Genomic DNA, 13,480 nt, shown 5'->3' with positions numbered 1-13,480 from the left:
GGCTCGGACTTGTGAAGCTGGACGCCCGTGTCCTGGCCGCCTCGACGGTCCGGGACATCGCGGGGGCGTTGCCCGGACTCGGAGGACACGACGTCGGCGTCCTCGCCGGCTCTCATCCCAGCCGCGTCCTGATCGTCGACGGTCTTGCCGAGCAAGAGGCCGCCCGCGCGAGCGCGGTCATCACCGGCGCCGGCGGGAGCGTGGTTCTTAAAGACGGACGGCTTGTCTGGAGCGCCGACCCGCGCGTGCAAGCCGCGATCCTGGACCGCCTGCGACAAGAGCCCGCGCTGGTTGCCTTCAGCGGCGCGGTATCACACGCGCTCGCCCGCTGGAGCGAGCCGGCACACGACCTCGCGTTGCCCGATGGACGCGTCCTGCCGCTGAGCCAGCGCGTGCACCTCATGGGGATCGTGAACGTGACCCCGGATTCGTTCTCCGACGGCGGCCGCTTCTACGAAGCCGGGGACGCGATCGATCATGGGCTCCGGCTCGCCGACGAGGGCGCCGACATCCTCGACGTCGGCGGCGAGTCCACGCGGCCCGGCGCCGATCCCGTCTCCGCCGACGATGAATCCGGCCGCGTCGTCCCGGTCGTCGACGCGCTCGCGGCCAAGACCGGCCTCCCCGTGAGTGTCGACACGTCCAAGGCCGTCGTCGCGCAGGCGGCGCTCGATGCCGGCGCGCAGATGGTGAACGACGTAGCAGCCGGGCGATTCGACGCTGCGCTGCTGCCGCTCGTCGCCGAGCGCGAGGCTCCGATCGTTCTGATGCACATGCTCGGCGAGCCTCGCACGATGCAGAAGGATCCGCGGTACGCCGACGTGGTAGGCGAGATCGCGGCGTTCCTGGAGGAACGGGCCGCGGCGGCGATCGACGCCGGTGTCGGACGGGAGCGCATCGTCGTGGACCCCGGCTTCGGCTTCGGGAAGACGCGCGAGCACAACCTGGTCTTGCTGCAGCGCCTGCGCGAGCTTCGCTGTCTCGGTTTCCCGGTTCTCGCCGGAACGTCCCGCAAGTCGTTCATCGGGGCGACGCTCGGGGATCTCCCGGTGGGGGAGCGGCTCGAGGGTACGGCGGCGACGGTCGCGCTGGCGGTGATGGGCGGGGCGAGCCTCGTTCGGGTCCACGACGTGCGCGAGATGGCCCGTGTGGTGAGAATGGTGGAAGCGGTCCTGGCCGCGAGGGAGGCCCCGGTCTAGGGGGGTGAGGAGAGCGATGGACGAGCAGGGCACCGACCTCGTCGAGATCCGAGGATTGAAGCTGCGGGGCCGTCACGGCGTTACCGACGAAGAGCGGCAGGCCGAGCAGCCGATCATCGTCAGCCTCGCCGCACGGCTCGATTCACGACCCGCGGCGATGCTCGACGATCTCGCGTCGACGCTCGACTACGAAGAGGCCGTGCGCTTAATCTCCAAGATCGTGACAGGTGAGTCCTACGCGCTCCTTGAGACGCTCGCCGATCGCATCGCCCGTTCCATCCTCGGGAACACTCGGGTGCTCGACGTTTGGGTTCGCGTCGCGAAGCCGCAAGCTCCGCTCCCCGAGGAGGTCGATGAGGTTGCCGTTGAGGTCAGCAGGTCCCGGGACGACCTCGGGCCCCCGGATCTGCGACGATAAGACGATGCGCGCGTTCATCGGACTCGGCTCGAACCTCGGGGATCGCGCAGATCATCTGCGCACCGCCGTCAAAGCGCTCGCGGCGACGCCGGGTATCGACGTCGTTCAGCTCTCAGGCATCTACGAGACGGAGCCGGTGGGCGGCCCGCCGGCCCAGGATGACTACCTCAACGCCGTCGTCGAGATCAACACTTTGCTCGGCCATCGCGCGCTCTTCGAGGCGTGTATGACCATCGAGCACGCGCTCGGTCGCGAACGGTCTACGGAGGAGCGGTGGGGTCCCAGAGCGATCGATCTCGATCTGCTCGCGATGGGCGACATCGTCGTCAGCGACCCCGATCTCGAGATCCCGCACCCCCGATTGGCTGAACGTGCATTCGTTCTCGTTCCCTGGTCCGAGATCGCTCCGTACATCACCGTGCCGGGCCTCGGGAAGGTCCACGAGCTGGAGGAACGCCTGCTGGTGACCCATACGGTGCGGCCCGCAGGCTCCCTGGCCTGATACGGCACGCCCTCGAATCGCTCGAAAGCACCCTTTTCAGCCAGATGTGCAGGAGTTTATACTGCTAATGGAGGATTACCCGCTTTGCACCGTGGGGTAGAAGGATTTTGGCCGTGGTCCAGATCGAGGGGGGGGAAAGACATGCGCAAGAAGCTGCTTCTGCTGCTTCTCGTCCTGGTGACCTTCACATTCGTCATTGGGACTGTCGCGTCGGCGCCCGCGCAGGATGTCCCGCGCGAGTGTTCCGACGGGATCGACAACGACGGCGACGGCCGGACCGATCATCCCGATGATCCGGACTGCGATAACGACGACGACGATTCCGAGCGCGAAGCCCAGTGCGACGACGGGATCGACAACGACGGCGATGGGGACACCGACTTCCCCGACGACGAGAACTGTAAGGACGACGACGACAACTCCGAGGCGCCGGCGTGCCGTGACGGTGAGGACAACGACGGCGACGACCGCCGTGACTTCCCGGAGGACCCGGGCTGCGAAGACGACGACGATGACGACGAGCGTGAGCCGCAGTGCGACGACGGGATCGACAACGACGGCGATGGGGACACCGACTTCCCCGCCGACGAGAACTGCAAGGACGACGACGACAACTCCGAGGCGCCGGCGTGCCGTGACGGTGAGGACAACGACGGCGACGACCGCCGTGACTTCCCGGAGGACCCGGGCTGCGAAGACGACGACGATGACGACGAGCGTGAGCCGCAGTGCGACGACGGGATCGACAACGACGGCGACGGTCTGACCGACTTCCCCAACGACCCGGATTGCACGGACGACGACGATAACAGCGAGGCTCCGCACAACCGCAACCCGGAGTGCTCGGACGGGATCGACAACGACGGCGACGGGCAGACCGATTTCCCGAACGATCCGGACTGCGATGACGCCGATGACGACTCCGAAGCTGGTGTCGTCGAGCCGGAGTGTTCGGATGGTATCGACAACGACGGCGACGGGCAGACCGATTTCCCGAACGATCCGGACTGCGACGACGCGAATGACGACACCGAGTTGGGCGGCGGCGATCCGGAGTGTTCGGATGGTGTCGACAATGACGGTGACGGGTTCACCGACTTCCCGGACGACCCGGACTGCGACGACGCGAACGACGACACCGAAGCTGGGCCCGTCACGTGCGGTGATCCGGATGGTGACGGCGTCGATCACTCGGCGTTCGCTCCGGATGCGAACGAGATCGGCCCGCTGTCTGCGCCGATCCACGACCTCGACCAGGCGCTGCCGTCTCCGGTTGGAGGCGACCAGGGGGTAGTCACCGAGGTGAACTGCGCGGTGGTTGCCGGGATCCTCGGTCTGTAGCGGGCAAACAACGAAGTCGATGGAGGGTCCCGAAAGGGGCCCTCCATCCTTTCGTCTCGACCCGTAAGCCCTTCCGGCTTTGGCCAAATCCGGCATAAGAGCGCCGGGCATGCCCCGAGTACGTCGGATGCATGATTTACCGAGTTGTCGGCTTTGGTATGGAGTGTCTACGACGAGCCGTAGGGGAGGGAACCATGCGCAAGTTCTTCATGGTGCTTCTGGTCCTGCTGACCGCCACCTTCGTGGTTGGTGTTGCCGTCATCGCGCCGGCCCAGGAAATGCCCCAGTGTTCCGACGGCATCGATAACGACGACGACAAGGCCGTCGATTTCCCCGACGATCGAGATTGCACGAGTGCAGACGACAACACCGAGTCGGGAACGAACGAACCGCAATGCTCGGACGGGATCGACAACGATGAGGACGGCGACACCGACTTCCCCGACGACGAGAACTGCTCCGACGACGACGACAACAACGAGCATCTCGCCCCCTGTGAGGACGGGCTCGACAACGACAATGACCGGATGATCGACCTCGACGATCCCGGATGCTCAAACAAGGACGACAACAACGAGGGCACCGACAACGAGTGCCAGGACGAGCTCGACAACGATCGCGACGGGTTGATCGACTTCCCGGCCGATCCGGGGTGCTCGAGCCCAGACGACCCCGACGAGAGCGATCGCGGGAATCACATCCCGGAGTGTTCGGACGAGATCGATAACGACGGGGATGGATTGATCGACTTCCCTGATGATCCCCAATGCACCGACGAGGACGACAACAGCGAGGCCCCGCACAATCGGACGAAGGAGTGCTCCGACGAGGTCAACAACGATCCCGAGGAGGACGAGCTCATCGACGAGGCGGACCCCGGCTGCCACTCTGACCTCGACGCCGCCAACCCCGACTCCTACGATCCGAACGACAACGATGAGTCGGACAACGTCATCGTCGATGGCTGGCAGTGCTCAGACGGAGACGACAACGATGGGGATACATTCGTCGATGACGCCGATCCCGGCTGTCACACAGACGAAGACGCCACGAACCCCGATTCCTATGATCCGACGGACAATGACGAGACCAATGTCGAGCCGCCGAAGACCTGCGGTGATCCAGATGGCGACGGCGTCGATCACTCGGCGTTCGCTCCTGATGCGGACGAGATCGGCCCGCTGTCTGCGCCGATCCACGACCTCGATCAGGCGCTGCCGTCTCCCGTCGGAGGCGACCAGGGGGTAGTCACCGAGGTGAACTGCGCGGTGGTTGCCGGGATCCTCGGCCTGTAGCCGCACAAGGATCCGAAGCTCAGTGGAGGGCCCCGAAAGGGGCCCTCCATCATGCGTCTCCGGATCCCATTGACTCTTCCTTTCGCCGGGTGGACTCTGGCATGGTGAGCAAGTTGCTCAAACGACGGGCGACAAGAGTGGTGCTGTTTGTCGCGATGATGCTTTACCGTGTTGGTCTCCGCGCAGACGGCTTACGCGTGTAGTTACTCGCCGCTCCCGCCCGAAGGGGCCGTACAGCAACGTGATGGCGCGTTCGTTGGGAAACTCATCTCAAGCCGGCCGAATGGGGGCGGCGGATCGAAAATGTCACCTACACGTTCCTCGTGGAATGGGTCGTCAAGGGTTCGATTGGAAGGAGGGTCGAAGTTGTCAGTGGCCGCGGTGGCGGCGACTGCGGACTCGGAGATCAGCTTAGTGATCGGGTCGGACTTGTCGTCGAGAGAACGTCGTGCCCCTGCTGGCATTTGGGTACCAGCTCAGGGGTCACCTTCGCTCGACGAGGCGGAGGCCGGCCGGAGTTCAGGGGAAGTAACCTTGATAAACTCGTCGGGTAAGGCCGCACGAACGGTACCCATCTGGGACCGGAACGGAGGGCCACAGGTTGAACGAACCTTCGCGCCCCTCTTCGGGAGGGGCATATCCGTCTGAGCTCCCCGGCGCGCCCTTAGACGTCGCCATCGTCGGCGCCGGCCGGGTCGGTTGCTCGATCGGCCGCGCGCTCCTTGCCGCCGGACACCGTGTCGTCGCGGCGACGGTTGCTCACCCCGACTCGGCGAAGCGCGTGCTCGACGCTCTTGGACACGTGCCGCTCGTCGGCCCGGAGGACGCCGCGCTCTCCGCGAGCGTCGTCGTGTGCGCGGTCCCCGACGACGCGCTCGCCGATGCGGCCTCGCGCGTCGCGGCCGGGATGCAGCCCGGCGGCGTGGTCGTCCACACGAGCGGCATCTCCGGAGCGGACGTCCTGACGGCGTGCGGGCCCAACGTGGCCGCGATCCACCCGGCTCAGACGATCCCCGAGCCTACGACCGACCTCGCCGGCGTCTTTTTCGGCGTCACCGCACCCGAGCACATGAAGTCCTGGGCGGCGTGGTTCGTCGGCGAGCTCGGCGGAACGCCCGTGGACATCCCCGAGGGATCGCGCGTCCTCTACCACGCGGCGCTCGCGATGGCATCCAACTTCACGGTCGCGATCGCCGGCGATGCCGCCGATCTTCTCGGCGATCGCGCGATGCTCGCGCCGCTGATCGCACAGTCGGTCGAGAACGTGGCCAGACTCGGCGCCGACCAGGCGCTGACGGGTCCGATCGTGCGCGGCGATGCGGGGACGGTGCGTAAGCATCTCGCGGCGCTGACCGTGGGTGCACCAAAGCTGATCGAGTCGTACGTCGCAAACGCGCGGCGAACGCTCGACCGGGCAGTGAGCAGCGGCCGGCTCGACGCCGCGACAGCCCGCGCGGTGGCCGAGGCGCTCGAGGAAGCGCTCGTTCGATGACTCGTCCGAAGGTCGTGGAACGGATCGCCGAGCTCCGGAGCCTGCTCGACGAAGCCCGCGCGCGTAACCGGCGGATCGGATTCGTGCCCACGATGGGATTCCTCCACGAAGGCCACGCGAGCCTCATGCGCCGGGCGCGGGAGGAGAACGACATCGTGCTCGTCAGCATCTTCGTGAACCCATTGCAGTTCGGACCGAGCGAGGACTTCGACGCCTACCCGCGCGACCTGGAAAAGGATCTGGACCTCTGTGAAGCGGCGGACGTCGATCTGGTCTTCCATCCGCCGGTCGAGGAGATGTATCGCGAGCCGACGACCCTGACCGTGACGGTCGGCGCGATCGGCGACATCCTCGAAGGCAAGACCCGGCCCGGCCACTTCGACGGCGTCGCCACGGTCGTGACCAAGCTCTTCAACATCGCGGGCGCGTGCCGCGCCTACTTCGGCGAGAAGGACGCGCAGCAGCTCGTCGTGATCCGGCGGCTGGCCCGCCAGCTCGATTTCCCCGTCGAGGTGATCGGCTGCCCGACGGTGCGCGAGGCAGATGGGCTCGCCATGTCCAGCCGGAACACCTACCTGAACGGCGAAGATCGGGTGGCCGCGGCCGTTCTCAAGCGGGCCCTCGACGAGGGTGTTCGCCTGATCGGAGCGGGCCACGGCTCCGCGGACGCGATCTCCCAGGCCATGGCCCGCGTGATAGGCGAAGAACCGCTCGCCAAGCTCGACTACACGGCGTGCGTGGATCCGGACACCCTGGCCGAACCGGCAGAAGTGGGGGGTCCGGTCCTCCTGGCGGTCGCCGCTTGGGTGGGGAATGCTCGTTTGATAGATAATGTGACCGTAAGCCCGGCGCCCGACGCAGGCGCCCGGACGGGGACCCCGAAAGCCGGGGCCTCGATCAGGAAAGGGTGAACATGGACCGCACGATGCTCAAGTCGAAGATCCACCGTGCGACGGTGACCGACGCCAACATCGAGTACGTGGGCTCGATCACGCTCGACACGGATCTCATGAAGGCCGCCGATATCCTCCCGTACGAGAAGGTCCACGTCGTCGACGTCGACAACGGCGCGCGGCTCGAGACGTACGCGATCGAGGGGCCGGCCGGGTCGGGGGTCGTCGAGATGAACGGCGCCGCGGCGCGCCTGATCAACGCCGGCGACAAGATCATCGTGATGTCGTACGCGCAGCTGTCCGACGCGGAGGCGCGCAACCTGCATCCGACCGTCGTGATGGTGGACGAGCGCAACCGTCCCACGTCGATCTCCGACGAGATCCTCGCCGGCGAGGTCTTCCTGGCCGCCGAGTAGGGATCGCCTTGATCGACGACCCGATCCACGAAGCCGTTCACCTGGCGATCGCAGAGGACCTCGCCGAGGCTTCGGATCTCACCACCGAGGCGATCGTCCCTGAAAGGGTGCGAGGCTTCGCGCGGCTGGTTGCCGAACAGGACGCGGTCCTCGCCGGCTCCGAGCCCTGCACGCGGAGCTTCATCGAGCTGGACCACGACGCGACCGTTGGATGGAGCGCGAAGGACGGCGACCGCGTGCGACCCGGCGACGTCGTGGCTACGGTCGAGGGAATGTTACGCGGGATCCTCACCGCCGAGCGCGCCGCGTTGAACTTCGTGCAGAGGCTCTCAGGCGTCGCGACCCTTACCGACGCCTTCGTACAGCGCGCCGGCGGGGTGGAGATCCGCGACACGCGCAAGACCACTCCGGGCCTTCGGTTCCTCGAGAAAGCTGCCGTACGTGCCGGCGGGGGAGCGAACCACCGCATGGGACTCAGCGACGCTTACCTGATCAAGGACAACCACATCGCAGTGGCCGGATCGGTGACCGAGGCGATCGCGAGGGCGAGGGCCGCTCACCCTTCGCTCTGGATCGAGATCGAGTGCGACACGCTCGAGCAGGTGCATCAAGCGATCGAAGCCGGCGCGCACGAGCTTCTCCTCGACAACATGGACCTCGCCACCTTGACGGAGGCCGTGCGTCTCGCCGAGGGCCGCGCGAAAACTGAAGCCTCGGGAGGCGTCACGCTCTCCACGATCGGCGATATCGCGCGGACCGGCGTCGGTTCGATCTCGGTCGGAGCCCTGACCCACTCGGCCCCCGCCGTCGATTTCAGCCTGGAGGTAGACGGCGATGCTCCTCGGGGTTGACGTCGGGAACACCCAAACCACGATCGGCATGTTCGAGCGCGCCGAGCTCGAGCAGCACTGGCGCATCTCGTCCGATCCCGACCGCACCGCCGACGAGCTGGCGCTGATCATCCAGGGCTTGCTCAGCCAGGTCGGCCTTTCGTTCACGCGCCAGATCACCGGGGTCGTCATCTCGAGCGTGGTCCCGCGCATGACGCAGGCGATGCGGGAGATGGTCGAACGTTACTTCCGGTTCCCGGCGATCATCGTCGAGCCGGGGGTGAAGACCGGGATGCCGATCCTCACCGACAACCCGAAAGAGGTCGGCGCCGACCGCATCGTCAACGCCGTAGCCGCGTTCGAATCGTACGGCGGCCCGTGCATCGTCGTGGATTTCGGGACCGCCACGACGTTCGACGCGGTGAGCGTCAAAGGGGAGTACCTCGGCGGCTCGATCGCGCCCGGCGTCGAGATCTCGACCAACGCCCTCGTCAACGCCGGCGCACAGCTCCGCCGCGTCGAATACACGCCACCCCGCAGCGTCATCGGCAAGACCACCGTCGAGGCGATCCAGTCCGGCGTCCTCTACGGCTTCGCGGGACAGGTCGACGCGATCGTCGAGCGGATGGCGAAAGAGCTCGGCGGCAAGGTCGAGGTCGTCGCGACCGGCGGGCTCGCCCCGGTGATCATGCCGGAGACCGTGACGATCGATCATCATGAGCCCTGGCTGACGCTGCAGGGCCTGCGCATCATCTACGACCGCAACACAGAGTAACGGCGGGCCCGATAGGGCTCCTGGTGTAGCCTTCCCCGCGATGGCGGACCGGCTCGAAGACCTGGAGCAACAGCGCATCGCCAAGGTCGAAGCGCTGCGCGTGAGCGGCATCGACCCGTACCCCGTCCGCTTCGATCGCTCGCACACCGCGGCCGAGATCCACGCCGCGCACGACGGGATCGAGCCCGGCGCCGCGACCGGCGAACGGGTCGCCGTCGCCGGCCGCCTCATGCTCAACCGCCGTCAAGGGAAGCTCTCGTTCGGGGTGCTGCGCGACGCGTCCGGGGAGATCCAGCTGTTCGTCGAGCAGGCCCGGCTCGGAGACGCGTCCTACGAGCTGTTCCAGGATATGGACCTCGGCGATTGGGTCGGCGCGCACGGCGAGGTCGTGAAGACCAAGCGCGGGGAGGTCTCGGTCCGGATAGAAAGCTTCATGCTGCTCGCCAAGGCGATCCGTCCCCTCCCCGAGAAGTGGCACGGCCTCCGCGACGTCGAGCAGCGGTACCGGCAGCGCTATCTCGATCTCCTCATGAACCCGGCGTCGCGCCGGATCGTCGAGATCCGCTCGCGAGCCGTCGACGAGATGCGATCCTTCCTTCGCGCGCGCGGCTTCATGGAGGTCGAGACGCCGATGCTTCAGCCGACACCCGGGGGCGCGCTCGCGAAGCCGTTCGTCACGCACATGAACGCGCTCGACCTCGACCTGTATCTGCGCATCGCGCCGGAGCTGTACCTCAAGCGGCTGATCGTCGGCGGCCTGGAGCGCGTCTTCGAGATCAACCGCAACTTCCGCAACGAGGGCACGAGCGTGAAGTACAACCCCGAGTTCACGATGCTCGAGGCGTATCAAGCCTTCGCCGACTACGACGACATGATGCCGTTGCTCGAGGAGATGATCGGTCACGTCGCGCAGACGGTGCTGGGCACGACCGACCACACCTACCAGGGGAGGCCGATGCCGCTCGCCGCGCCGTTCCCGCGTCGACGGCTCATCGAGCTCGCTTCCGAAGCGATCGGCGAGAAGCTGGACCTCGACATGTCCCCGGCCGACGTGGGCAAGATCGCCGATGCGCACGGCGTGCCGGTCGATCCCGGGTGGGGAACCGGGAAGGTCGTCGTCGAGATCTACGAGAAGCATGTCGAGCCCAACCTGTTCGAGCCGACGTTCGTGCTCGACTTCCCGCGCGAGACCTCGCCGCTGGCCCGGCCGCATCGGGACGATCCGCGCTTCACCGAGCACTTCGACCTGGTGATCGCCGGGATGGAGGTCGGGCCCGCGTACAGCGAGCTGACCGATCCGGTGGACCAAAGAGCTCGCTTCGAGGCTCAGGCGCGAGCCCACGCGGCCGGCGACGAGGAAGCGATGGTCGTGGATGAGGATTTCCTGAGAGCCCTCGAATACGGGATGCCGCCCACCGGCGGGCTCGGGTTCGGCGTCGATCGGTTCACGATGATCCTGGCCGATGTCCCAAGCATCAGGGAGGTAATCCTTTTCCCGCTCCTGCGGCCGGAGTCATAACGCGTCCGGCTCGTACCGCTGTCCTGGGCCTGTAGTCCTGGGAATGTCCGGATCGGACTTTTCGTTGATCGGGATTCCAGGCCGGAAGCGGTCCGGGAACGTCCAGGACGGCTCGTGAGTCGTACTAGTAGATGCATGGAAGTGTTGGGCCGGAGGGAATAGGACTTGAAACCGTTCCAGAACCTCCGCTCCCGGACGATATAATCCTCACAAGGTCGTCGCGCTGAAAGGATAGAAGCAGTGTTCGAGCGCTTTACCGACCGGGCACGTCGCGTCGTCGTTCTCGCGCAAGAAGAAGCGCGGATGCTCAACCACAACTACATCGGAACCGAGCACATCCTGCTCGGGCTGATCCACGAAGGCGAAGGCGTCGCCGCCAAGGCGCTGGAATCACTTGGCATCTCCCTCGAGGCGGTCCGGAGTCAGGTCGAAGAGATCATCGGTCAGGGACAGACGCCTCCCACCGGTCACATCCCGTTCACGCCGAGGGCCAAGAAGGTTCTCGAGCTGTCGCTCCGCGAAGCGCTGCAGCTCGGTCACAACTACATCGGCACCGAGCACATCCTCCTCGGCCTGATCCGCGAGGGCGAGGGCGTCGCCGCGCAGGTGCTCGTGAAGCTCGGCGCAGACTTGAACAAGGTCCGGCAGCAGGTCATCCAGCTGCTGTCGGGCTACGCAGGCGGCAAGGGAGAGCCCGGGCAGGCCGGCGGCGAGCAAGCGCCGACCGGTTCGCTCGTGCTCGACCAGTTCGGCCGCAACCTCACGCAGCTCGCGCGCGAGACCAAGCTCGACCCGGTCATCGGCCGCGACAAGGAGATCGAGCGCGTGATGCAGGTGCTGTCGCGCCGAACCAAGAACAACCCCGTCCTCATCGGCGAGCCCGGCGTCGGCAAGACCGCGATCGTCGAAGGCCTCGCGCAGAAGATCGTCAAGGGCGAGGTTCCCGAGACGCTCAAGGGCAAGCAGATCTACACGCTCGACCTCGGCGCGTTGGTCGCGGGTTCCCGTTACCGCGGCGACTTCGAGGAGCGCCTCAAGAAGGTCCTGAAGGAGATCCGCACCCGCGGCGACATCGTGCTGTTCATCGACGAGCTCCACACGCTCGTCGGCGCCGGCGCGGCCGAGGGCGCGATCGACGCGGCGAGCATCCTCAAGCCGATGCTCGCGCGCGGCGAGCTCCAGACGATCGGCGCGACGACCCTCGAGGAGTACCGCAAGCACCTCGAGAAGGACGCCGCGCTCGAGCGCCGCTTCCAGCCGATCCAGGTCGCCGAGCCGTCGGTCGCGCACACGATCGAGATCCTCAAGGGGCTCCGCGACCGCTACGAGTCGCACCACCGCGTCACGATCACCGACGATGCCGTCGTCGCGGCGGCCAACCTGGCCGACCGCTACATCAGCGACCGGTTCCTGCCCGACAAGGCGATCGACCTCATCGACGAGGCCGGCAGTCGCATGCGGATCCGCCGCATGACGGCCCCGCCGGACCTCCGCGAGTTCGACGAGCGGATCGCGAACGTCCGCCGGGACAAGGAGTCGGCGATCGACGCCCAGGACTTCGAGAAGGCCGCGCGGCTGCGCGACTCCGAGAAGACCCTGCTCGGCGAGAAGGCGACGCGCGAGAAGGAGTGGAAGGCCGGCGAGCTCGACGTGCTGGCGGAGGTGACCGAGGAAGAGATCGCGGAGGTCCTCGCGATCTGGACAGGCATCCCCGTCTACAAGCTCACCGAGGAAGAGACGGCCAAGCTCATCCGCATGGAGGATGAGCTCCACCGGCGCATCGTGAATCAGACCGAATCGGTGAAGGCGGTGTCGCAGGCGATCCGTCGCACGCGCGCCGGCCTCAAGGACCCGAAGCGTCCGTCCGGCTCGTTCATCTTCCTCGGCCCCTCGGGCGTGGGGAAGACCGAGCTCGCCAAGACGCTCGCCGAGTTCCTGTTCGGCGACGAGGCCTCGCTGATCCAGCTCGACATGAGCGAGTACATGGAGAAGCACACCGTGTCTCGTCTGATCGGCTCTCCGCCGGGCTACGTCGGCTACGAGGAGGGCGGCCAGCTCACCGAGGCCGTGCGTCGCAAGCCGTTCTCGGTCGTGCTCTTCGATGAGATCGAGAAGGCGCACCCGGACGTGTTCAACACGTTGCTCCAGATCCTGGAGGACGGGCGTCTGACCGACGCTCAGGGTCGCGCGGTGGACTTCAAGAACACCGTGATCATCATGACGTCGAACCTCGGGACGCGTGACCTCGAGAAGTCGCGGGGCGTCGGGTTCTCGATGACACCGGACGACGGCATGGACTACGACAAGATGCGCGACCGGGTGATGGAAGAGCTTAAGCGCAACTTCCGTCCGGAGTTCCTCAACCGCATCGACGAGATCATCGTCTTCCACGCGCTCACGCGCGAGCACGTCAAGGAGATCGTGGATCTCATGATGAAGCGCGTGACCGAGCAGCTGAAGGCGAAGGACATCGAGATCGTCCTGACCGATCAAGCGAAGGACCTGATCGCCGAGAAGGGCTACGACCCGACCCTGGGCGCGAGGCCGCTCCGTCGCACGATCCAGCGGCTGATCGAGGACCCGCTGTCCGAGAAGCTGCTCTGGAAGGAGTTCGGCGCGGCGACGACGATCGTCGTCGACGTGCTCGGCGACGAGCTGGTCTTCCAGACGGCGCCGAAGTCGCCGGACGCTCCGCCGGTCGAGCTCGCAGGACAGCAGGAAAGCTAAGCTCTAGCGCAACGCTCTCTTCAACGATCGTCCTCCCGGCACGATCCGAGATCAGTGTCCAGGGCGGAAATCG

At 66.3% G+C, this 13,480-nt stretch carries 12 protein-coding genes; all 12 read left to right on the top strand.

Going from position 1 to position 13,480, the window contains the following annotated elements; genetic code table 11:
• The first annotated feature begins 11 nt into the window (after positions 1-11).
• Positions 12-1,199, top strand: a complete 1,188-nt coding sequence (folP, locus tag WEB06_17845) for a dihydropteroate synthase (protein ID MEX2557479.1) — start codon at positions 12-14, stop codon at positions 1,197-1,199.
• Between the two features lie 16 nt (positions 1,200-1,215).
• Entirely contained in the window at positions 1,216-1,617 is a 402-nt protein-coding gene (gene folB, locus WEB06_17840; protein MEX2557478.1) for a dihydroneopterin aldolase, read from the top strand.
• Between the two features lie 4 nt (positions 1,618-1,621).
• Positions 1,622-2,119 carry a 2-amino-4-hydroxy-6-hydroxymethyldihydropteridine diphosphokinase gene (folK, locus tag WEB06_17835; GenBank protein ID MEX2557477.1) on the top strand — a complete coding sequence of 166 codons (498 nt, stop codon included), beginning with the start codon at positions 1,622-1,624 and terminating at the stop codon, positions 2,117-2,119.
• A 141-nt stretch (positions 2,120-2,260) separates the two neighbouring features.
• The gene (locus tag WEB06_17830) at positions 2,261-3,460 is read left to right on the top strand and encodes a hypothetical protein (protein MEX2557476.1); all 1,200 of its coding nucleotides are present in this window, start codon (positions 2,261-2,263) and stop codon (positions 3,458-3,460) included.
• 194 nt (positions 3,461-3,654) lie between these two features.
• A complete protein-coding gene (locus WEB06_17825; protein MEX2557475.1) occupies positions 3,655-4,755 on the top strand; it encodes a hypothetical protein in 1,101 nt (366 codons plus the stop codon).
• Positions 4,756-5,356: 601 nt separating this feature from the next.
• A complete protein-coding gene (locus WEB06_17820; protein MEX2557474.1) occupies positions 5,357-6,247 on the top strand; it encodes a Rossmann-like and DUF2520 domain-containing protein in 891 nt (296 codons plus the stop codon).
• Positions 6,244-7,158: a pantoate--beta-alanine ligase gene (panC, locus tag WEB06_17815; protein ID MEX2557473.1), complete on the top strand. Its 915-nt coding sequence runs from the start codon at positions 6,244-6,246 to the stop codon at positions 7,156-7,158. Before WEB06_17820 ends, panC begins: the two co-directional genes overlap by 4 nt.
• Positions 7,159-7,160: 2 nt before the next feature.
• Positions 7,161-7,556 (top strand): aspartate 1-decarboxylase, encoded by a 396-nt coding sequence (gene panD / locus WEB06_17810; GenBank protein MEX2557472.1) that lies wholly within the window; start codon positions 7,161-7,163, stop codon positions 7,554-7,556.
• Between the two features lie 8 nt (positions 7,557-7,564).
• The gene (gene nadC, locus WEB06_17805; protein ID MEX2557471.1) at positions 7,565-8,407 is read left to right on the top strand and encodes a carboxylating nicotinate-nucleotide diphosphorylase; all 843 of its coding nucleotides are present in this window, start codon (positions 7,565-7,567) and stop codon (positions 8,405-8,407) included.
• Entirely contained in the window at positions 8,391-9,161 is a 771-nt protein-coding gene (locus WEB06_17800; GenBank protein MEX2557470.1) for a type III pantothenate kinase, read from the top strand. Before nadC ends, WEB06_17800 begins: the two co-directional genes overlap by 17 nt.
• Positions 9,162-9,201: 40 nt before the next feature.
• Positions 9,202-10,680 carry a lysine--tRNA ligase gene (gene lysS, locus WEB06_17795; protein ID MEX2557469.1) on the top strand — a complete coding sequence of 493 codons (1,479 nt, stop codon included), beginning with the start codon at positions 9,202-9,204 and terminating at the stop codon, positions 10,678-10,680.
• A 240-nt stretch (positions 10,681-10,920) separates the two neighbouring features.
• Positions 10,921-13,407: an ATP-dependent Clp protease ATP-binding subunit gene (locus WEB06_17790; GenBank protein ID MEX2557468.1), complete on the top strand. Its 2,487-nt coding sequence runs from the start codon at positions 10,921-10,923 to the stop codon at positions 13,405-13,407.
• Positions 13,408-13,480: the final 73 nt, after the last annotated feature.

It is taken from the genome of Actinomycetota bacterium, from assembly GCA_040905475.1.
GTDB lineage: Bacteria > Actinomycetota > AC-67 > AC-67 > AC-67 > DATFGK01.
This window is presented reverse-complemented; position numbering and strand designations above follow the sequence as displayed.

Coding starts and splice junctions, on each gene's coding strand:
- folB (MEX2557478.1), top strand. CDS start 1,216: ATGGACGAGCAGGGCACCGACCTCGTCGAGATCCGAGGATTGAAGCTG.
- folK (MEX2557477.1), top strand. CDS start 1,622: ATGCGCGCGTTCATCGGACTCGGCTCGAACCTCGGGGATCGCGCAGAT.
- WEB06_17830 (MEX2557476.1), top strand. CDS start 2,261: ATGCGCAAGAAGCTGCTTCTGCTGCTTCTCGTCCTGGTGACCTTCACA.
- WEB06_17825 (MEX2557475.1), top strand. CDS start 3,655: ATGCGCAAGTTCTTCATGGTGCTTCTGGTCCTGCTGACCGCCACCTTC.
- panC (MEX2557473.1), top strand. CDS start 6,244: ATGACTCGTCCGAAGGTCGTGGAACGGATCGCCGAGCTCCGGAGCCTG.
- panD (MEX2557472.1), top strand. CDS start 7,161: ATGGACCGCACGATGCTCAAGTCGAAGATCCACCGTGCGACGGTGACC.
- WEB06_17800 (MEX2557470.1), top strand. CDS start 8,391: ATGCTCCTCGGGGTTGACGTCGGGAACACCCAAACCACGATCGGCATG.
- lysS (MEX2557469.1), top strand. CDS start 9,202: ATGGCGGACCGGCTCGAAGACCTGGAGCAACAGCGCATCGCCAAGGTC.